Origin of the sequence: Serratia sp. Ag1, from assembly GCF_000743355.1 — a bacterium.
Classification (GTDB): Bacteria; Pseudomonadota; Gammaproteobacteria; order Enterobacterales; family Enterobacteriaceae; genus Chania.
This window is the reverse complement of the sequence record NZ_JQEI01000003.1, coordinates 17,528-35,799: the sequence shown is the minus strand read 5'-3', so window position 1 is coordinate 35,799 and position 18,272 is coordinate 17,528. Positions and strand designations below refer to the sequence as shown.

Here is an 18,272-nt window from a genome sequence, read left to right as displayed (position 1 = left end):
CGGCAGTCACAGTTTTTATAAGAATAAAGACCATAATTCAGCAAGTTATCAATCATGGAGAAACGTAATGAAATCAATAAAACGCAGCGTCCTGGCACTTTTACTCGCGGGTACCAGCGGCTCTGCTTTGGCTTTACCTGCGATTACGCTGTTGGCGACCGGTGGGACTATTGCTGGTGGTGGTGAATCAGCGACGCAGTCTAATTACACTGCGGGTAAATTAGGCGTAGAAGCCTTGGTTAAAGCGGTGCCGGAGTTGAAAAATGTAGCGAATGTGCAGGGCGAACAGCTGGTGAATATCGGTTCGCAGGATATGAATGATGAGGTCTGGCTCAAGTTGGTAAAAAAAATTAATGCCGACTGCGACAAAACTGATGGTTTTGTGATCACTCATGGAACTGATACGTTAGAAGAAACTGCGTATTTTCTCGATCTCACGGTCAAATGCGATAAACCGGTAGTGATCGTCGGCGCGATGCGCCCGGCAACCGCCATGAGCGCCGATGGCCCATTTAACCTCTACAATGCGGTAGTGGTGGCGGCAGATCCTCAATCAGCCAAGCGTGGCGTGTTGGTGGCGATGAACGATACCGTGCTTGATGGCCGTGACGTGACCAAAACCAGTACCACAGCAGTGCAAACCTTCCAGTCACCCAACTTTGGCCCGTTGGGGTACATTCATAACGGCAAAGTGGATTATCAGCGTTCACCGCAGCGTAAACACACCACAGAAACGCCGTTCGACGTCAGTAAAATGAGTGAATTGCCGAAAGTGGGGATTATCTATAACTACGCCAACGCTTCAGATGCACCGGCTAAGGCATTGATCGCCGAAGGGTATCAAGGGATTGTCAGTGCTGGTGTTGGCAATGGCAATCTGTACAAAACGGTGTTTGATACCTTAGCGACGGCTGCGCACAATGGCGTGGCGATCGTACGATCCTCGCGTGTTCCTACAGGTTCCACGACCGAAGATGCAGAAATAGATGATGTTAAGTTTGGTTTTGTGGCTTCCGGTACGCTGAACCCACAGAAAGCGAGAATTCTACTGCAATTAGCACTGACGCAGACCAAAGACGCCAAACAGATCCAGGCGATGTTTAATCAGTATTAATCGCTGTTTAGCAAGGGGGCGTTAAGCCCCCATAATTCAGCATAAACCCCCATGCTAACCCGTTGAATCCGCCCTCGTCACAGCGTTTTATCGCAGAAAAAAACCGTGAGACGACAGAGCCTGTTACCCGCAATCTGTACAGTTTCCTGCTAATGGGCGAATAAGCGTTGCAGGAGCGTTATGTGAGTGATAAAACTCGATGGAGTTGGTTAACTAGCGTTAACTTCGGGCGAATTACGCAGGCCGTTCTCTGCGGCGAACAGTGAATGTGGTGAGGGGAAATGACTCAGGTTTATAATTTTAGCTCTGGCCCGGCAATGCTGCCGGTTGAAGTGTTGCGTCGTGCAGAACAGGAACTGTGCAACTGGCACGGTCTTGGTACTTCAGTGATGGAAATCAGCCATCGCAGTAAAGAATTCATTGCAGTTGCCGAGCAGGCCGAACAGGATCTGCGCGATCTGATGAAAATCCCTGCCAACTATAAAGTGCTGTTTTGCCACGGTGGTGCTCGTGCACAATTCGCCGCATTACCGCTGAACTTGCTGGGTGATCATACTACCGCTGACTATATCGACGGCGGCTATTGGGCGCACAGTGCTGTTCTGGAAGCAGAAAAATACTGCAAGCCGAATGTGATCGATGTAAAAACCTCTGTGGATGGCCTAAACGGCATCAAACCGATGAAAGAGTGGCAACTGAGTGATAATGCCGCTTATGTGCATTATTGCCCGAACGAAACTATCGACGGCGTGGCAATTGATGAAACGCCTGATTTCGGCGATAAGGTCGTCATCGGTGACTACTCTTCTACTATTCTTTCGCGCCCGTTGGACGTCAGCCGTTTTGGCATGATCTACGCGGGTGCGCAGAAAAACATCGGCCCGGCAGGCCTGACGCTGGTGATTGTGCGTGACGATCTGCTGGGTAAAGCTCGCCGCGAAGTGCCTTCGATCCTCGATTACACTGTGTTGGCAGAAAATGGTTCGATGTTTAATACCCCGCCAACCTTTGCCTGGTATCTCTCTGGCCTGGTTTTCAAATGGCTGAAAGAGCAAGGTGGTTTGGTTGAAATGCAAAAACGCAATCAGGCGAAAGCCGAGCTGCTGTATGCCACTATCGATAAGTCTGATTTTTACCGCAGCCAAGTGGCGCTTGCCAACCGTTCGTGGATGAACGTGCCGTTCCAGCTTGCTGACCCGGCTCTGGACAAAGTGTTCCTCAGCGAAGCAGAGGCCATCAACCTGCAGGCGCTGAAAGGCCACCGTGTGGTGGGTGGGATGCGTGCTTCTATCTACAATGCAATGCCGCTGATTGGTGTGAAGACCTTGACTGACTTTATGGTCGATTTTGAGCGTCGCCACGGTTGATTGCCGTTGCCTGCGTTAAGCGGGTAACATACTACGCAGTTGCTTAAAGCGGCTCCGGCATGACCACCGGGGCCGTTTCGTTTATCAGATTCTGGAGAGCTTTATTCACATGGTGGATTCCCTGACGTTACAACCGGTTGCTTTGATCGATGGCACTATCAATTTACCTGGCTCCAAGAGCGTTTCGAACCGTGCTCTGCTGCTGGCTGCGCTGGCGCAGGGGACAACCCGGCTGACTAACCTGCTGGACAGCGATGATGTGCGCCATATGTTAAATGCATTACAGGCGTTAGGGGTGAATTATCAGCTTTCTGATGATCGCACAACCTGTTGCGTAGAGGGTGCTGCCGGTGCGTTGGTAGCAAAACAACCGCTGGAATTATTCCTCGGTAATGCGGGTACCGCGATGCGCCCACTGGCGGCTGCGCTATGCCTGGGGGCTGGCGATGTTGTGCTGACCGGTGAGCCGCGCATGAAAGAGCGCCCAATCGGCCATTTGGTGGATGCGTTACGTCAGGGCGGTGCACAAATAGACTATCTGGAACAGACCGACTACCCGCCCGTGCGCCTGCGCGGTGGTTTTGTCGGGGGGGATGTCAGCGTTGATGGCAGCGTTTCCAGCCAGTTTCTGACCGCTTTGCTGATGATGGCTCCTTTGGCGCAACAGGATACCGCCATCCATATCAAAGGTGAGCTGGTTTCCAAGCCTTATATTGATATCACTTTGCACCTGATGAAAACCTTTGGTGTTGAAGTGACTCATGACAATTATCGTGTGTTCCATATTCGCGGTCAGCAAACCTACCATTCACCGGGAGATTACTTGGTGGAAGGGGACGCCTCTTCTGCTTCTTATTTCCTGGCGGCGGCGGCAATTAAGGGCGGTAAGGTACGGGTCACGGGAATTGGTAAGAAAAGCGTTCAGGGCGATACCAAGTTTGCCGATGTGTTGGAAAAAATGGGTGCGTGCATCACCTGGGGCGATGATTATATTGAATGTAGCCGTGGTGAATTGAAAGGGGTTGATATGGACATGAATCATATCCCTGATGCGGCGATGACGATTGCGACCACGGCCTTGTTCGCCTCTGGAACGACTACAATCCGCAATATCTACAATTGGCGAGTGAAAGAAACCGATCGTTTAGCGGCGATGGCAACTGAATTGCGCAAAGTAGGAGCAGAAGTGGATGAAGGTGAGGATTACATTCACATTGTGCCACCAAGCAAACTGCAGTTTGCTGAGATTGGCACATATAACGACCATCGGATGGCTATGTGTTTCTCGTTGGTTGCGCTGTCTGACACCCCGGTGACTATCCTTGACCCCAAGTGCACCGCGAAAACGTTTCCTGATTACTTTGAACAGTTTGCACGTATCAGCAAGTTGGCTTAATTAAGTATTGCAAATGCTGTTACCAAGGCCCTTGATTGGGCCTTTTTGCATTTCTCTACGCGGCTGGGCCCAAAATAATTCGAGTTGCCAGGGTATTGGCATAAACGAATAAGCCCCGCAGGATTTGCGGGGCTTTACGTCTAACAATCGACAGATCAGTTGCTGCGGGCAAAGCCTAAAATGCTGAGCAAACTGATGAACATATTGTATAGCGAAACATACAGGCTGACGGTTGCACGAATGTAGTTGGTCTCGCCACCATGAATAATGTTGCTGGTTTCCCACAGAATGGCACCGGCAGAGAACAGGATGAATAGTGCACTGATTGCCAAGTGTAAAGCAGGAATCTGCAGGAACAGATTAGCGATAACAGCCACTAACAACACCACAAATCCAGCCATCAGCATGCCTGAAAGGAACGACATGTCTTTACGGGTGGTGAGTACATAAGCTGAACAGCAGAAGAAGACAACTGCAGTACCGCCCAGCGCCAGCACGATCAGATCGCCCGCGCCAGAGTTAAGGAAAGAACTCAAGATCGGGCCCAGGGCGTAACCCATAAAGCCGGTAAACGCGAACGCTGCCAGGATCCCTAAGGGGCTATCTGCCAGTTTATGGGTCAAAAACATCAAACCATAAAAACCAACCAGCATTAACAACAACCCTGGGGCAGGTAAGCCCAGCATGGTGCTTGCTGTTGCGGTTAAGGCTGAGAAACCCAGCGTTAATGACAGCAGGAAATAGGTATTACGCAGCACTTTGTGTGTGCTAAGTAATGAATCACGTGCGGAGGATGAGACGACAATGCGGTCCATAATGATCTCTCTTATCAGGTCATCACAAAATTAGCTACGATGATAGGCAGCACAACCATTTGATTAAAGAGTGTTTACTCATCTTTACTCATGATGAACTGCCACGATTAAGTATGTTGTGGGATAAATGGCGATTTATTCAGCGTACAGTCGCTATGTGCCGGTTTTTCGTGCGGTTGAACGGTTTCAGGCTTTACAAGCCGAACGGCTGTGTTTATAGTTCGCTTCGTTGCGGAGGGGTGGCCGAGTGGCTGAAGGCAACGGTCTTGAAAACCGTCGACGGGAAACCGTTCCAGAGTTCGAATCTCTGCTCCTCCGCCATATTCTAACCCCAAGATTATAATAATCTTGGGGTTTTTTGTTTTTAGTAGTTTTCAGTATGCCATCCAGTATGCCATTGGGTGTTGGCTTCAGTTGTTGTCCTTTACCTTGTGTTGGGGAGATATTTGAAGAACACGCTATGCATTGCGTGATGTTTTGGTAATGATGGCGAACAAGAAAGAGACGTGGTAGTAGGGATTTAGTATTACGTTGAGCTTCAGCCTGCTCCGCCATCATAAGCGTGATGCCAGCATTCCTGGAAAGTGTTTTGCCACGATGTCATTCATCTTATCAAGCAGCCCTGGTTTTTTAAACGTCAGATGTGCCGAACCCTTCATAAAGTATTTGATCGAAAAATACTCATCCTCATACACCTTCGCCATCTGCGGATTGGCACGGATATGCTCATAAAGCCGAGCGGTGAGATCGCTACGATTATCCGGGATAGCCTTGCCTTCTAACAGGAACAACATCCGCTCAAGATCCGCCAGTTGATCCCGCCGATAATTGTGGTTCAGTGTAAATCCCCATTGGTTGTAACTCACCAAACTGTTGACGATGATTTTCTTGCCAAATTTGCAAGGGTGATTCGACTTGTAATCCCATGAGAGCGACTTGAAGACATTGATCACCCCTCGCTCGAACACCTCATTTTTGCTCTGATGCAGTTGCTCAAAGGTACTGAGGATGTTGGTTTTGCTAATGGCAGGAATATCGTTTCCCTCCAAATTTCTGTACCACTGATCACGGGCCTGAGCGTCCATGAGCGACAGCATACCGGAGCGCTTCATCAGATCTCGCCATATGTCGCGATCAAGGTTGCGGGTGATCACCGGCATGGCCGTTTCTGCTTTTTCCATCAGCCAGCAGCCACAGCGGAAATCTTGTTTCATTGCCCAGTCCCTTGCCACTCTACCGCCAATGCTGCTGGTGATGGCTGAGATATCTTCAAGCTGGTGGATAAGGGCTTCAATTTGCGTCAGTGCAGCGTTACGGCCAGTGACGATACGTTCAATGCTGGTAGAACAAATCACGTCGGTGTGACCGGTTAAAACTTCAGGTTCAATGACAGTATTCAATGTGGTTGGCATCGCTGAGTTCCTTAGAAAAAAATGCCCGCGTTGTCGCAGGCAGGGTTAAAGGTTGGGGAGTGTGAGTGCTTACGGCTTATGCCGGGTTGGGCGGTGTTGTCTGATAAACAGCGATATAGAGATGGCCAAAGCTACCTAACGTATCGGCATCGCAGGTAAAATCAGCGTGCTGCACGGTGACGCAATGCTGACGGCGTTGATCGAGTTCGCCAGACCGCAGACAGGCCTCCAACTGTTCGATCAACACCGGAAAAGCGGCATCCAGCCTTTTAAGAGCATCAGGGGAGAACGTACCGACAAAACCTGCACGGTCGGCCAGAAAATGCAGGTGATTACCCTGCTGGACTAACCGGGCTCCCAGGTGTGGCGTGATAGCAGATTGCAGACCCCAGACAGGAGACGGAGTGCTGTCGTTGCTGATGGTATTGGATTGGGTTTCCTTCATCGTCAAAACTCCTTGAACTTGAAAAAGTAAAACGCCAGCGGTGAGGCTGGCGTGTTGTTCGATCACTGAGGTAAGTGAAAGGCTGTCAGGCGAGGCGGCGAATGACGGGACTGCGCAAGCCCAGCGCACTGCGGGCGTGTAACATATCGCCGCTGCTTAAGGTGGGATCTTGTGCCATCAAGCTGAAACCGGGGCGATCAATGCGTACCAGGTCGAACTTCTCCACCAGTTCATTGACGGTTTCCCGTACAGTGACGCCATGCTCAATCTGTTGTGCTATCGCCTGATCGTCGTGATAGGGCGTATCGTTAAGCTCCAGGCCGTAACAGTGCGCCAGCAACCAGGCAAGCAGTTGCTGGTATTCAGTTCGAGCCTGATTGGCGCTGGGCGTGATGCGGGGTATTTTGTCGAGGGTTTTCATACGGGCAGTTCCTTAAGAAAGTAGGGAAACTGGTATCTGGTAGTAGTAGGTCAACCAGTGAGCAACCTTTCGCCAGTGTTTCACAGGGACATCCGATTCAATCGTCCAGGTTGTGGGGCACAGCGTATTGGTCAGTAACAGCGTGGCCATCACCAACCAGTGATAGGGATAGCCACGTGTATCACAGCGGATCAGCGCATGCGGTGTCTGACGCCGGTAGAGAATGAACGGATCGCCTGCCAGGTGGGTAAAGCGCTTACCGTTAAAGCCAGTCATACCTAATCTCACCAGGTTATCGTCAAATTGGTACAGACAGTTGCCAGTGTGTTCACAGATTACCGGCGCGGTGTCTAAATCCAGCGTACCGGGTTGCCAATACAGCGTCAGATACGCGGTGGTGATTGCCTGGCATAAGGCTTGCCAGTCTTGTGGTGACACGCTGCCATGTTGCAGAAAATGAAAGATACCAGGCACGGGTGATACGTTTGTATTCATGAGATAATATCCTTGTAAAATAAAGAGATAATGCGAAGGCGAAACTTGGGGAGTATTACCAGTCGAAGGTGGTAAAGTCGGGCAAGACCTCACCCAGGGCATCGATATGCAGGTAGCTCAGTTGATGACGTTTCATCAGCGTGGTGACCAGACGGCGGCAGGTTTTGGACAGCCCCAGCCGTTTGAGTTGCAACACCGGGTGGGTCCACGCATCCAATCGCAGCAAATAGCCGGTGCCCGAAAAGGAAATCCATTCACCGTCGCTGAACTCATCCTGACAATGCGAGATCCGATACAACACCTCATTATCCTTTTCACTGATATGTGCGGAACTGCATTGCAGACCAAAACGTAAAAGTGGCGTTGTTACCATTATTGGTTCGCCTCCTTTATTACACTCCGTTGCGGATAACGGTGTTGATGATGCGCCAATACCCTCTCGCGCCATTCTGGGCTGATGACCGGGGCCATTGTCAGGTAGCTTTTTGGGCAGGAGTAATAACAAGGCTGTACGGATTCATCCATCGCTTTATAGCCCCAACTGCCGCCTGAACCCTGCATCAGGATGCAATGAATGACCGTTTGGGCGACTTTTGCCGGATCTTTGGGGGTACTCTGGACAACCGACCACAGGACATTACCCCGTAGCGCATGCGCCAGCGTCACGTGTTGATAGTGTTCGGTGTCATCGGTTTGGATCAGTGCCGCGATCAGCTCACGGCGAGAGCGGTGTGAAAATAACCAGCCCATAGAGAAGGTTCCTTATAAAATGGGAGATGCATGACATCAGCGCAATGCTGAAAAATAGAATGGAAGAAAGTGGCTATCAGCCCGGTAACCAGCCACGTTCGGTGAAGGAGACAATATCCAGACCACCGACAATCAGATGGTCTAATACCTTCACATCAACCAGGGCCAGTGCGTTGACTAATCTTTCGGTAATTTGTCGGTCGGCCTGACTGGGCTCGGCCAACTGGGACGGGTGATTGTGCGCCAGAATGACAGCGGCTGCGTTATGGCGAAGTACCGCCTTCACCACTTCTCGGGGATGGACTTCCGTGCTTCTGATGCTGCCGGTGAACAGTGTTTCGGATGCCAGCAACCGGTGCTGATTGTCGAGATACAACACGATAAAGACTTCACGTTCCTGCCCGGCAAGTTGTAAACGTAACCAGTCGCGTGCGGTGCTGGTGGAGGTGAACACTGCCCCTGGTTCGCGCAGGTGTTTTTCCAGTAATGACAGAGCCCGTTTCACCGTGCGCTGTGCCGTTAACGGCAATGCGGTTGACGCCAATAATGTTGAGGAATTCATGTCGGTGTTCTCAGTCAATCAGGGCGAAAATAGCGCGGCTGTCGGGATGGTGCAACGCGTATTCCCGTAGCCGGTAGAAATGATCGGTCATCGCCTCGCTTTCGGTACGGCAGGCGTGGTGGCTGTAGGCCATCAGGCAGGCGGTGATCCCTGCGGCTTCGGCGCTCATGTCGGCACCATTACCATTCATACCGTTAAACAGTGACCACCGCTCATCGCCTTCTGGAGCCATAAAGGCACCGCCGTTGCTTAGCGTGTAAAACTCCCACTGCCCACCGTGATAATCGGTGCACAGGCGATCCAGCCAACCAAAGGCATGGGGCTCCAAAATGGGCCATTGCGGTATGCTGCCGAAGTGCTTGGGCCAGAAATAAGAGCGCTGGTTGCCAGGCACCAGCGTAGCGGTCATTGCGCTTTCCAGAGGCGTTGCTGTAGACGCGGTAAGATGTGTATTCACGTAAAATATCCGTCTGTATGAGATAAATAACAAAACAGGCCCCACCGGAAAAACCGGTGGGGCCTGCACGTTATGGTAGGTAATAAAATAACGTATTGATTTAATGGAGGCTTATTGAGGAGCAGGTGGTCATTGACAGCCTCTCCCTTACCTTCTTGAAAACCGTTATCGCAGTGATAACGGACAAGGTGTTTCCCTGATGTTGGCGTAACAAAAATGCTGCTGGAGTGTTATGGAAATACCGACAGACAACCTCACCTATCTTATCGGCCTATAAACGGCAAAGATAATGGGTTGTACAGATCAATAATCGGAAACCGATCGTCGAAACCGATCGTTTATCGTCAGGTAAAAAAGGGAGCGTGACTGTGCTTAGCTGTTTTGAGGCATGGTTGGCACTATCAGGTGCAATTCGGTGCAGGATTGGGCATAACCACCAGAATCGAAGCAGGCAGGCCAGTCACCATCCTCTTCAATTAACTGGCACAAGCTGACTTCACCCGGCCGATAACAAAGATGGCTGCACCAGGCACACAGATCATCATCAGATATCGAACGACTGCCAGGTTCGTTGTCCAATGGCACCGGATGTTCGTCTGCCTGCTGTGCGTCAGCGGGAACATGTTGCATCAGGCTACCACCTGCCTAAGTTGCTCCGCCATTACCCACAAGGCTCTATTGAGTTTGATATCGCTGTCAATGCCATTGACGGCACGGGTTTGAGCCCGTTTGCCTTTGGCACTGCGACCCGATAATCCCCCTTTACTCAAATTTTCCTGAACCCGTTGAAACGTTGTCCACAAATCGTCTTTCTTGTCTTCCCAGCGGCGGGGCATCAGGATTTGGCTTTCGGTCACCGGGTGGTGTTCTTCGCCGTAACGGTAGGTCAGTGCGGCGTGCGCCAGTGCGTGCTGATGTTCCGGTGTCAACGTTAATGCCAGCATGCTTTCGCGGCTTTCTTCTATCCGGTCAAATATCCCCAGCACCTCGTAAGCCCCTTCAATCACCTTTTCCACGGCATTCCCCTGGTGTGGTACACGAATTTCGCCAAAACTCTGACCACAGACCAGGCCATTACTGCAAATTTGGCGAAACCAGCCGGGTAGCATTTGATAGCTGGACGAGCCATCGTGGCTATTTAACAGAATGATTTCCTGGACTTCTTTCTGGGTGATTTGCCCTGAACGACGCAGTCGCAGCATGTGCTTGGTATGTTCACGTTTATCCATATCCCGCACACGGGTCTGGCAGGCAAAGAACGGTTCAAAACCTTCTTCGCGCAACCGGTCCAGCAACGTAATGGTCGGGATGTAGGCGTATCGGGCACTGCGGGATTGATGTTTGTCGTCACCCAGGACGCTGGGCACGTACTGGGCTAACTCATCAACGGTTAATGGGCGGTCGCGGCGAACGGAATTCACCCGACCAAAACGGGAGGCTAAACGTGTCATGAGTCTTTCCTTTTTCAAATATCGCTAAATAACAAAACAGGCTCCACCGGATAACCGGGGAGCCTGTTGAACACTGCTAATTTATTTTTACACCAATGTCGTTAATAATATGGAAAACAATCCGTAAGGAGGGAAACCTCTCAGGAAGGGAGGTTTATGAAGTGTATTAATACGTCAGTATTAATACCTCCTCGAGTGTTAAAGAATAACAGGGATAACAGGCAAGAAGAACGTCAGTATTCTTGCCTGATTAAATCCAGTTAATCACGCGGGTATGAATAGCTATTAACAGGAAATAAAACGCTGGGGCTCATCAATAATCAATACCGTTATTTTTCCACATGGCATTTATAATCAGGACTGCCATAAGCGGGAAACGCTTGTTTGAGCCCGTCGGTTGGGAAAGTATAGCTTTTATTCCCCACGGTCATTTCCAGGCTGCGTGCATTGCGGAAAGCGTTATAGAAGGCCGAAAATTTCTGTGGCGTGTTGTACACCTCCTGACTGAATGGCGCAGTGTAGGATTGACCATCAATCGTCACTGACATAACGGTGACGCCGGGAATGGCATAGTTGTAAGCAAGCTGTTTGTTATTCCTGGCATTGACGATTTCGGCCGCCGTTGTGGCAAAGCCATCACAGGACAACACGAATTTGACCGAACCACTTTTATCTTTGGTGGTATAGACGTCGTTACCGTTGCTGTAACCACTTTGCCACGGGGCTGCTATCGTCAGCGTGGAGGTAAAAATCAGGCTTGCTACGAGAGATTGAGATAATGTCAGTTTCATTAAAGATTCCTTATTGATTATGGCGTGTGAATAAAACGGGTCTGTGAATAGTGCTGTCGATGGCGTTATTGTTTTCAGGAGAATGTCCGTTTGATAAGGGCGTCTGCCAGGCCACCGATAAACAGTGTGGTAATGAAGAGGACACCCACTCGCCCGGCACGAATATTCCCTGATGAAAAGGCATTCGCTTTCATGGTGTCTGCGGCGGCTTTTTGTGCCTGGTAGGCCGTAAACAGGGTGCCGATAATTCCCGTTGCAGTAGCAAGGTGGCGAAATAGAGACATGGTGCTCCCCTCATTGATAAGGTCATAGACGATGCTGTGATATTTATTGACCCGATTCGGATGCGGTCAACGCCTTGATATATTGAAAATGCGGTAACGCGGTGATGAACTTCTCTTCGCTGATGATGTTGTTGATAGCCTCCTTTTTGACGAACGTGCTGATGGTCAGTGTGATATCGCTCAGGTGATGCATGTCAAACACCTGAATGATGTTGTTGATGGCAGCACACAGATACCAATCCCCGGCAAAATAAATCAGTTTGTAGGGCTCTGCGGCTGAGTGTTTCAGGCCTTCGTAAACAAAACGGATAATGCGGTTTTCCACAATGGCCTGAGTAATGACATAGAACCCGCCAAATAACGACGGCAACCGCTTGGGGGGCGCATTATAGACGATATAGGGCGAGTCCCGTTCTCTGTTGAGCAACACGGACAGCAGCTTTCTGTCCAGTGCGGGAAAGAACTGCTTCACGTCAGTAATGCTGGCAAACTGGATGATGTCCCTGTCGGTACGAAAGGGGCGTTGCGAGTCAGCCAGCCGATAGCAGCCCTCACGGTAATCCATATCCAGACCGACCAGACGCGTGTTGAAATCCCGGTCCAGTGTACGTAACGAGACATTGAACTCCCGTGCCAACGCAGCCACGGAGAGGGATTCGCCATTGAAGAGTCGACTGATGATGGAGGCCAACCGGTAGGCGAGCCTGTCATGGCGACGTTCCTGTGCGGACATAATCGATTCCCTGAGTGAAAGGTTCCCCTGTACGACCATACAGGGGCGCGAGTTATTGTTGTGCGAGGTGTTTCTGGCGCAGGTAGGCCACGATGATGCAGGCCGGTACGGTGACCCGATAAGCCGGGCCGGTGATATCGGCAATCAGCCAGGCGGAGCTGAGCGTCAAGCCGATGGGGCCAGCCAATACGGTCAACGCCCGTTGTGCGGCAAACAGAGCACCTATAGTGGCAATCCCACCCAGAGTATTGATGACACTGATGGCCGCCAATGTAGCCAATTCCAGCGCTGCGACTCCCGAGGTGCGAATGGCGGCTTGCAACGCCATCAACACCAGTTGAGGCGTTGGATTGGACAGGTTGAGTTGCATATCACGTGACAACTGCTGCAGCGCCTCTTCGGTCATTTCCGCCAGGCTTTTCTCCATCACTTTCAACAACATGTTCAGTTCAATCGTTTCAATGGAGCTCTCCTTGCTGAAGTTGACCTTGAGTTTTTTACACACATCCGTCAGTAACTCCCGGTAGAGCACACCTTTGTTGAGTCGGGTCAGTGTCGCCAGACTGTTGGCCCCAAAGGCCTGAAGTTCAGCCCCGATAGCCGTCCAATACTTCTGGTGGTCGGGGTAAAACAGGGTGTATTCCGGGGTGCTGGTCAAGCTTTCCGACCAGCGTTTTTTACCGTCTTTGGTGTCGTGGGTGAGCACAGAGACCAGTGCGCCCAGGTCGTCGTTGGAGCACTGCCCTAAAAATGTCAGGTCGGGGTCGATGCGGTAGGTCGCCATGGTATTTCTCCTGTGTTGGCCGTAGGTCGTGAACTGGCGACTACTGTAACGGAGGGGCCTGACAGGGTATGGCGGTCAAAATGGTGATTTTCCTGACACCGAGGTGCTGAATTGGACAGGATGTGACGTAGCAAGTAAGGAAAAACCGGCTCAGGCCTTGTGCAAAAAGGCGGCGCAGGCCAATGCCCCTGCTGACCGTACTGCCAGATAATCCAGACTGCCGCTGACGACGCCACTCAGCAGTGGCACAAGATGGCTCAGGTGAGCCGTGGGGAGGTGGGCAGCCAGCCGAGTGGCCAGGCCTGTAGCTGTTTTTTCAGTCGCCTGTTCAAGGGCGCGTGTTGACATCTGTTGGAACAGGCCGGTGGCATACGCCTGCAAGGCGTCTTTAGCGACGGTACCGCCGAGACAGAGATAAGCCAGATGGCGGGTACGCACGTCGTGAACATCATGCCCAGCCAGCAAAGCGATGGCAGCAATCAACCTGAACTGTAGCAACAGTGGCCCAACCAGACTGGCAGGTAGCGAGAAGGGGAGTGTCACCAGGCCCCCTACGCCGAGCATAAACCCACTGGTGGCCGCCTTGGCGGCTTCCCAGCGGACCAGACTCAGGGCAGCGCTTTGCGGGGGTGAGAAGGTATTGCGGTACTGCTCTGCCAACTGGTAGGCGGAACTGATACCTGGGCCACCTTGTAGAGCTTTGGCGTATAAAACCTCCAGCCAGCGGGATAACGGTGAAAGAGAGAGTGTCTCATCATGCATAGTACAACCTGCGTCATTGAGTGGAAAACACACGCCACGCTTAATGCTGTGGCGTAATTCCCTTCAGTGATATAGGTGTGAAAATAGATTGATTGGGCAACATGAACAAAAAACGACTAATTACAATTATCGAAGCAAGGATAATGGGCATGTATTTATGTTTAAAATGTCTATCGAGGACAGGATGCGAAATCATCATCAGTTAATGGAGGCTCGATGAAAGATATTCGCTATACCAAAGCCAGCTATCAATCGAGTTATAGCGTATTTTTGTTGAGTAAGTTTCATCTTGGTATATCTCACCATCAGCCTGACAAATTAATGGTGAGGTTACTATGCTGTTCTATTAAGGCACTGCGTGCATTTTCTCGCGACTTCTTGGTTTGTCTATTTTATATTTATCTAACAATGCGGCCCAATATCACCCAATTCAATTTATGAGTGAAAAATTGGCTTGACGTGAAATTCTTGTTGTCGTAAAAATACCGCCATGGATTTTATTTTTCCATTTTTAAATAAAAGTTGGTGCTGATACTCTGCATTAGTCTGATGCTGGAAAATAGGGCTTTTGTTGATGCCAGTAACTATGGTTAATGACGAGCACCTCACGACACGATGAAGTGTGAAAGGAACGTGAGATAAATAAACTGATATTGAATTGGATTTGTGTTTTTTTTCGTAAAAATAAACTTACTTCTAAAATTCAAATAATAAGGTTGAGAGAAATTACTAGGATATATTCCCGACCTTATGTAGTTATGGCCTGTTCTAGGCAGGATAATGTCTGCGTAAAATATGATGTTTAGGCGGTTTTATATCTCTTGGTGCGAAAAAATAGTCATCAATCACTTAAGGTAGGCTTTATGTATAAACCCCCAATCATTTACCAACCCCCACTTTCACCGTTAGTACAGTATCCTTTTCCCTTCGATGCATTGCCTCCATCACTACAAGAGGCTGTTCAGAATGTGGACGGAATAACGCAGGCCCCCATTGAGCTGATCATGAACTCTGTGTTCGGCGCTATGTCCCTGGCCTGCCAGAGCTTAATTGATATTTGCCCTCGTGAAGGCATGAATTTATCCAGTTCTTTGTATTTACTGACACTGGCAGAGTCTGGGGAGCGTAAGTCCAGTACTGATCGCTTGGTGATGCAACCATTCCATGAACACGAGTTAGTCGCCGCCGAGGCTTATACGGCTGCCCAAAAAACTCACGAAACAGAGTGGCTGGTTTGGAATGCAAAGCGATCTGCTATTCTGAGTGCCATCAAACGCCAGACTAAACGCAATGAATCGACTACAGAAGAGGAGGAACGTCTGCTGACACACAATGCCTCTGCGCCTCCCCCCCCGAAACTGCATAAAATGTTGTATGCCAATGTAACAATAGAAGCTTTGTTACAGGCGATGGAGGGACATGGACGTTCCGTTGGGCTTATGTCAGATGAAGGTGGCAACGTCCTCTCGCGTGGTGTGATGCAAGATCTCAGTTCATTAAATCTGCTCTGGGATAATGCTGACCTGTCAGTGGACCGTAAAACGACAGAGAGTATCCGTGTTATTGATGGGCGATTGGTTTTCTCCATCCTGCTGCAGGAGGCTGTTTTCCAACGTTTTCTGAAACGCCAAGGGGATATTCCTCGTGGCAGTGGTTTTTTTGCACGCTGTTTGCCTGTCCGAATCGATGCCTCAACATCGACGAAAGGAACACGGTTGCTTGATGACCGCTTATTACATCGTCAGGGGCTGGATCGTTTCCATGAAAGAATTCGTGAGCTATTGGTTCAGCAGCAAGAACAGCCACGTATTACACTGACTTTTTCTCATGAAGCTAAAATGTATTGGTATGAATACCATAATTATTTTGAAAAACACCTTGCACCTGGCGGTGCCTATTGTGAGATCAGTGACTTCGCATCCAAAATGTCCAATAATATTGCGCGTTTTGCAGGGCTTTTTCACTATTTTACTGGAGAGGAAGCTGAGATATCTGCCTCCATGGTAGAACGTGCTTTTTACATATGCCAGTGGTATGCCCATCAAGCATGCCGTATTTTTTCCTCTCCTCATGAGTTCCATTTTGTAAAACTCATTGCTGACGCGTCATCGCTGCAAAAATGGTTGTTGGCGTACAGCTATAAGAAAAACACTACAACCATTGCGAAGAATGAAATATTGCAATTAGGACCCAGCTCTGTTCGAAACAAAGAGTCGCTTGAAGGTGCTTTGTCATATCTGGGCAGGCAAGGGTGTATCACCTCTACCCAAAGTAAGACGGGTAAGATATTCATTCACTTGACTGAAAAAATTTATTTTTCAACGTAATATCAAAGTAGTAAACGAGTTTTACACAACGCCTCTCCAAGACTGATTCTGGGGAGGCTTTTTTGTGATCACACTGGCTTTGTTGAATAAATCAGAATTAGCTGGCAGGCGTGGCTCACGCTGGCACACCTGTTATACGATCCGGATGTTGTGCGGCATACCTAACAACGTCATCCGGTTTAGCGCTTTAACCTTCGCCATCGCTTCACCCACCTGCGTATCATAGTCCCGCAAGCTCAGATGGCCACCCAGCAAGGTTTTGCTACGGAACACCGTTTCTGCCACTGAACGATGGTGATAGCCCGCTTTCTTTTTCCAGACATCATTGCTGCCTCTCAGAGGCTGATTCGCTATCGCATGGTAACGCTCATGGCAGTAGCGCGTGTCATAAGCGCCATCTATAGAGGCTTCCCTGATTTTCCTTTAGGTCTGGTTGATCAGCCCTGGCAATGCCTGCGCATCTGTCGTGCCGCTGAGCAATAAATCGGCACAGATAATCTCGTGCGTCGCACTGTCTGCTGCCAGATGAAGCTTGCGCACTCCTTCGTCTGTTAGCCCCATGCTGATTGACCTTCCATTCACCTTCGCCAAAGACCTTCAGGCCGGTAGCGTCGATGACCAGATGCGAGATTTCACCACGGGTTGGCATTTTTATGGTGATGTTAACGCTCCTCACCCGTTTGCTGACCAGAGTAGTCGGGGCAGCACAGCGGCAGGTTGAGCACGCGCTTCATCATCAGGATCGTGGTAATGGCCATATCGGTGTAGTGAGGCGGTCGACCACAACCTTCAGGTTGTGCATTCTCAGTCCATGCAGCAATGGCTGACTCATCAAGCCAGACTGTCAGCGAACCGCGCTGTCTGAGCGACTTGTTGTAGGTTGGTCAGTTGGTGATTTTAAACTTTTGCTTTGCCATGGAGATCCGATACTGAAACGACTGTAGCGATCAGATCCGCCAATCTTCTGAAAGTTTTATTTATTCAACAAAGCCGATAACACTCTGGGTTATCTGGGCATTAGGCTTCAAAAAACGTGCCTGAGAGGACCCTGCTACAGGTGCTATTCCGCTACGAATAGCTGAATAGCACCTGTAGCAAGGGGTATTGGAATAGTTAATTTGAATATATCAACGTGAATGACTTTGGGTTTTATGGAATGTCAAGACCTTTAGCACCTCTTCCTTCGTGTAAAAAATTACAGAAGAAGGGGTGCTAAATGAGTGTTTTTGATTTCCGTAATGCGCTAAATTTTCTGCAACACAGGCGAGGGACAGCCTTTGTTGGTTGGCATTCTGATAAGTCGGATCCTTTACCAGGATGCTATCAAGTTGAACAAACAGGGCTGACCTGACATGTTCACTCAGCCTTGTTCTGGAGGTTGATGTTATGCAGCGTATTATTCGTAAGGCCGAACTTGCCAAAATGCTTGCGGTGTCAAAATCGACGATAGACAACCGCAAGAATGAGAAGTCGGAGCATTACGATCCCACATTCCCACTACCGTTTCCTTTGGGGCCTAACCCGAATGGAAGTAAGGGTTGGGATCTGGAAGAGATCAATACCTGGATTGATGGCCGTAAAAAACAACGTGATGGTGCGGTGAAATGTGACCAGCGTGATCACTAACTTGCTATAACCAGGCTGCGGTAGGGTCTGCATCTATAGCTATCAACGGGAAATAAAGTACAGGCTATAGCTTATATTTGAAGTCAGTAGATTATTGTAGTTTTTTATATATCAGTAATATCAATAGTAGTGTCATGAAGTAATGCTAATAAAGCAGGTAATCAATTAATATCTGTCACTGTTAACATTATGACTGCATATATTCACTTGCAAGGTGGTATCAGCGTTACTAGTAATAGCGTTGGCTGGGTAATATTTTCTGTAGTAGCTGATAAAAAAC

Annotated in this window: 21 protein-coding genes, 1 tRNA gene and 1 pseudogene; 6 read left to right on the top strand and 17 right to left on the bottom strand. The window is 49.6% G+C overall.

Annotation, left to right across the window (positions count from 1 at the left end):
- Positions 1 to 67: 67 nt before the first annotated feature.
- The 3 genes from ansB (at position 68) to aroA (ending at position 3,877) form a co-directional block, all read left to right on the top strand.
- Positions 68 to 1,114, top strand: a complete 1,047-nt coding sequence (gene ansB, locus IV04_RS01520; protein WP_037393810.1) for an L-asparaginase 2 — start codon at positions 68 to 70, stop codon at positions 1,112 to 1,114.
- Between the two features lie 281 nt (positions 1,115 to 1,395).
- The gene (gene serC, locus IV04_RS01515) at positions 1,396 to 2,481 is read left to right on the top strand and encodes a 3-phosphoserine/phosphohydroxythreonine transaminase (RefSeq protein WP_037440559.1); all 1,086 of its coding nucleotides are present in this window, start codon (positions 1,396 to 1,398) and stop codon (positions 2,479 to 2,481) included.
- Between the two features lie 109 nt (positions 2,482 to 2,590).
- On the top strand, positions 2,591 to 3,877 hold the full coding sequence (aroA, locus tag IV04_RS01510; protein ID WP_037393805.1) for a 3-phosphoshikimate 1-carboxyvinyltransferase: 1,287 nt from the start codon (positions 2,591 to 2,593) through the stop codon (positions 3,875 to 3,877).
- 155 nt (positions 3,878 to 4,032) lie between these two features.
- Here the strand turns inward: aroA and yccA are convergent, their stop codons facing one another.
- Complete coding sequence (yccA, locus tag IV04_RS01505) at positions 4,033 to 4,692, bottom strand: FtsH protease modulator YccA (RefSeq protein ID WP_037393803.1); 660 nt, start codon at positions 4,690 to 4,692, stop codon at positions 4,033 to 4,035.
- Between the two features lie 233 nt (positions 4,693 to 4,925).
- Here yccA and IV04_RS01500 point away from each other — a divergent pair.
- A tRNA-Ser gene (locus tag IV04_RS01500) sits at positions 4,926 to 5,013 on the top strand.
- 233 nt (positions 5,014 to 5,246) lie between these two features.
- On the opposite strand, the gene IV04_RS01495 is transcribed toward IV04_RS01500, so the two are convergent.
- The 15 genes from IV04_RS01495 to IV04_RS01425 form a co-directional block, all read right to left on the bottom strand.
- Positions 5,247 to 6,104: a DUF4942 domain-containing protein gene (locus IV04_RS01495; protein ID WP_037393801.1), complete on the bottom strand. Its 858-nt coding sequence runs from the start codon at positions 6,102 to 6,104 to the stop codon at positions 5,247 to 5,249.
- Positions 6,105 to 6,180: 76 nt separating this feature from the next.
- Positions 6,181 to 6,549 carry a type IV toxin-antitoxin system YeeU family antitoxin gene (locus IV04_RS01490; protein ID WP_037393800.1) on the bottom strand — a complete coding sequence of 123 codons (369 nt, stop codon included), beginning with the start codon at positions 6,547 to 6,549 and terminating at the stop codon, positions 6,181 to 6,183.
- Between the two features lie 85 nt (positions 6,550 to 6,634).
- The gene (locus IV04_RS01485; RefSeq protein ID WP_051916580.1) at positions 6,635 to 6,970 is read right to left on the bottom strand and encodes a TA system toxin CbtA family protein; all 336 of its coding nucleotides are present in this window, start codon (positions 6,968 to 6,970) and stop codon (positions 6,635 to 6,637) included.
- A gap of 12 nt (positions 6,971 to 6,982) precedes the next feature.
- The gene (locus IV04_RS01480; protein ID WP_037393798.1) at positions 6,983 to 7,465 is read right to left on the bottom strand and encodes a hypothetical protein; all 483 of its coding nucleotides are present in this window, start codon (positions 7,463 to 7,465) and stop codon (positions 6,983 to 6,985) included.
- 55 nt (positions 7,466 to 7,520) lie between these two features.
- Positions 7,521 to 7,838 (bottom strand): DUF5983 family protein, encoded by a 318-nt coding sequence (locus IV04_RS01475; RefSeq protein ID WP_051916578.1) that lies wholly within the window; start codon positions 7,836 to 7,838, stop codon positions 7,521 to 7,523.
- Positions 7,838 to 8,215 carry a hypothetical protein gene (locus tag IV04_RS01470; RefSeq protein ID WP_037393796.1) on the bottom strand — a complete coding sequence of 126 codons (378 nt, stop codon included), beginning with the start codon at positions 8,213 to 8,215 and terminating at the stop codon, positions 7,838 to 7,840. Before IV04_RS01470 ends, IV04_RS01475 begins: the two co-directional genes overlap by 1 nt.
- 76 nt (positions 8,216 to 8,291) lie before the next feature.
- Positions 8,292 to 8,777 (bottom strand): DNA repair protein RadC, encoded by a 486-nt coding sequence (radC, locus tag IV04_RS01465; protein WP_037393792.1) that lies wholly within the window; start codon positions 8,775 to 8,777, stop codon positions 8,292 to 8,294.
- Positions 8,778 to 8,787: 10 nt separating this feature from the next.
- The gene (locus IV04_RS01460) at positions 8,788 to 9,186 is read right to left on the bottom strand and encodes an antirestriction protein (RefSeq protein WP_051916576.1); all 399 of its coding nucleotides are present in this window, start codon (positions 9,184 to 9,186) and stop codon (positions 8,788 to 8,790) included.
- A gap of 420 nt (positions 9,187 to 9,606) precedes the next feature.
- Complete coding sequence (locus IV04_RS01455; protein WP_037393789.1) at positions 9,607 to 9,864, bottom strand: hypothetical protein; 258 nt, start codon at positions 9,862 to 9,864, stop codon at positions 9,607 to 9,609.
- Positions 9,864 to 10,685 (bottom strand): DUF932 domain-containing protein, encoded by an 822-nt coding sequence (locus IV04_RS01450; RefSeq protein WP_037393787.1) that lies wholly within the window; start codon positions 10,683 to 10,685, stop codon positions 9,864 to 9,866. The genes IV04_RS01455 and IV04_RS01450 overlap by 1 nt, the downstream gene beginning before the upstream one ends.
- A 329-nt stretch (positions 10,686 to 11,014) precedes the next feature.
- Positions 11,015 to 11,476 carry a hypothetical protein gene (locus tag IV04_RS01445; protein WP_037393784.1) on the bottom strand — a complete coding sequence of 154 codons (462 nt, stop codon included), beginning with the start codon at positions 11,474 to 11,476 and terminating at the stop codon, positions 11,015 to 11,017.
- A gap of 74 nt (positions 11,477 to 11,550) precedes the next feature.
- Positions 11,551 to 11,760 (bottom strand): hypothetical protein, encoded by a 210-nt coding sequence (locus IV04_RS01440; protein WP_037393780.1) that lies wholly within the window; start codon positions 11,758 to 11,760, stop codon positions 11,551 to 11,553.
- Positions 11,761 to 11,803: 43 nt separating this feature from the next.
- The gene (locus IV04_RS01435; RefSeq protein ID WP_037393777.1) at positions 11,804 to 12,493 is read right to left on the bottom strand and encodes a YafY family protein; all 690 of its coding nucleotides are present in this window, start codon (positions 12,491 to 12,493) and stop codon (positions 11,804 to 11,806) included.
- A 52-nt stretch (positions 12,494 to 12,545) separates the two neighbouring features.
- A complete protein-coding gene (locus IV04_RS01430; RefSeq protein WP_037393774.1) occupies positions 12,546 to 13,277 on the bottom strand; it encodes a DUF3944 domain-containing protein in 732 nt (243 codons plus the stop codon).
- A 150-nt stretch (positions 13,278 to 13,427) separates the two neighbouring features.
- Positions 13,428 to 14,039 (bottom strand): EcsC family protein, encoded by a 612-nt coding sequence (locus IV04_RS01425; RefSeq protein WP_051916573.1) that lies wholly within the window; start codon positions 14,037 to 14,039, stop codon positions 13,428 to 13,430.
- An 863-nt stretch (positions 14,040 to 14,902) separates the two neighbouring features.
- On the opposite strand from IV04_RS01425, the gene IV04_RS01420 reads away from it, so the two are divergent.
- The gene (locus tag IV04_RS01420; RefSeq protein ID WP_051916571.1) at positions 14,903 to 16,366 is read left to right on the top strand and encodes a YfjI family protein; all 1,464 of its coding nucleotides are present in this window, start codon (positions 14,903 to 14,905) and stop codon (positions 16,364 to 16,366) included.
- Between the two features lie 132 nt (positions 16,367 to 16,498).
- Here the strand turns inward: IV04_RS01420 and IV04_RS24945 are convergent.
- Positions 16,499 to 17,283 (bottom strand): annotated as a pseudogene (locus IV04_RS24945) (transposase).
- A gap of 469 nt (positions 17,284 to 17,752) precedes the next feature.
- On the opposite strand from IV04_RS24945, the gene IV04_RS01410 reads away from it, so the two are divergent.
- Entirely contained in the window at positions 17,753 to 17,992 is a 240-nt protein-coding gene (locus IV04_RS01410; protein ID WP_051916569.1) for an AlpA family transcriptional regulator, read from the top strand.
- Positions 17,993 to 18,272 lie beyond the last annotated feature (280 nt).

Excerpts from the sequence above, each read along its gene's own strand:
- IV04_RS01410 (WP_051916569.1), top strand. The coding sequence starts at position 17,753 with ATGCAGCGTATTATTCGTAAGGCCGAACTTGCCAAAATGCTTGCGGTG.
- serC (WP_037440559.1), top strand. The coding sequence starts at position 1,396 with ATGACTCAGGTTTATAATTTTAGCTCTGGCCCGGCAATGCTGCCGGTT.
- IV04_RS01470 (WP_037393796.1), bottom strand. The coding sequence starts at position 8,215 with ATGGGCTGGTTATTTTCACACCGCTCTCGCCGTGAGCTGATCGCGGCA.
- IV04_RS01425 (WP_051916573.1), bottom strand. The coding sequence starts at position 14,039 with ATGCATGATGAGACACTCTCTCTTTCACCGTTATCCCGCTGGCTGGAG.
- IV04_RS01440 (WP_037393780.1), bottom strand. The coding sequence starts at position 11,760 with ATGTCTCTATTTCGCCACCTTGCTACTGCAACGGGAATTATCGGCACC.
- IV04_RS01475 (WP_051916578.1), bottom strand. The coding sequence starts at position 7,838 with ATGGTAACAACGCCACTTTTACGTTTTGGTCTGCAATGCAGTTCCGCA.
- radC (WP_037393792.1), bottom strand. The coding sequence starts at position 8,777 with ATGAATTCCTCAACATTATTGGCGTCAACCGCATTGCCGTTAACGGCA.
- aroA (WP_037393805.1), top strand. The coding sequence starts at position 2,591 with ATGGTGGATTCCCTGACGTTACAACCGGTTGCTTTGATCGATGGCACT.
- IV04_RS01490 (WP_037393800.1), bottom strand. The coding sequence starts at position 6,549 with ATGAAGGAAACCCAATCCAATACCATCAGCAACGACAGCACTCCGTCT.
- IV04_RS01435 (WP_037393777.1), bottom strand. The coding sequence starts at position 12,493 with ATGTCCGCACAGGAACGTCGCCATGACAGGCTCGCCTACCGGTTGGCC.
- IV04_RS01455 (WP_037393789.1), bottom strand. The coding sequence starts at position 9,864 with ATGCAACATGTTCCCGCTGACGCACAGCAGGCAGACGAACATCCGGTG.
- IV04_RS01450 (WP_037393787.1), bottom strand. The coding sequence starts at position 10,685 with ATGACACGTTTAGCCTCCCGTTTTGGTCGGGTGAATTCCGTTCGCCGC.
- IV04_RS01460 (WP_051916576.1), bottom strand. The coding sequence starts at position 9,186 with ATGACCGCTACGCTGGTGCCTGGCAACCAGCGCTCTTATTTCTGGCCC.
- IV04_RS01485 (WP_051916580.1), bottom strand. The coding sequence starts at position 6,970 with ATGAAAACCCTCGACAAAATACCCCGCATCACGCCCAGCGCCAATCAG.
- IV04_RS01445 (WP_037393784.1), bottom strand. The coding sequence starts at position 11,476 with ATGAAACTGACATTATCTCAATCTCTCGTAGCAAGCCTGATTTTTACC.
- ansB (WP_037393810.1), top strand. The coding sequence starts at position 68 with ATGAAATCAATAAAACGCAGCGTCCTGGCACTTTTACTCGCGGGTACC.
- IV04_RS01430 (WP_037393774.1), bottom strand. The coding sequence starts at position 13,277 with ATGGCGACCTACCGCATCGACCCCGACCTGACATTTTTAGGGCAGTGC.
- IV04_RS01420 (WP_051916571.1), top strand. The coding sequence starts at position 14,903 with ATGTATAAACCCCCAATCATTTACCAACCCCCACTTTCACCGTTAGTA.
- IV04_RS01480 (WP_037393798.1), bottom strand. The coding sequence starts at position 7,465 with ATGAATACAAACGTATCACCCGTGCCTGGTATCTTTCATTTTCTGCAA.
- IV04_RS01495 (WP_037393801.1), bottom strand. The coding sequence starts at position 6,104 with ATGCCAACCACATTGAATACTGTCATTGAACCTGAAGTTTTAACCGGT.
- yccA (WP_037393803.1), bottom strand. The coding sequence starts at position 4,692 with ATGGACCGCATTGTCGTCTCATCCTCCGCACGTGATTCATTACTTAGC.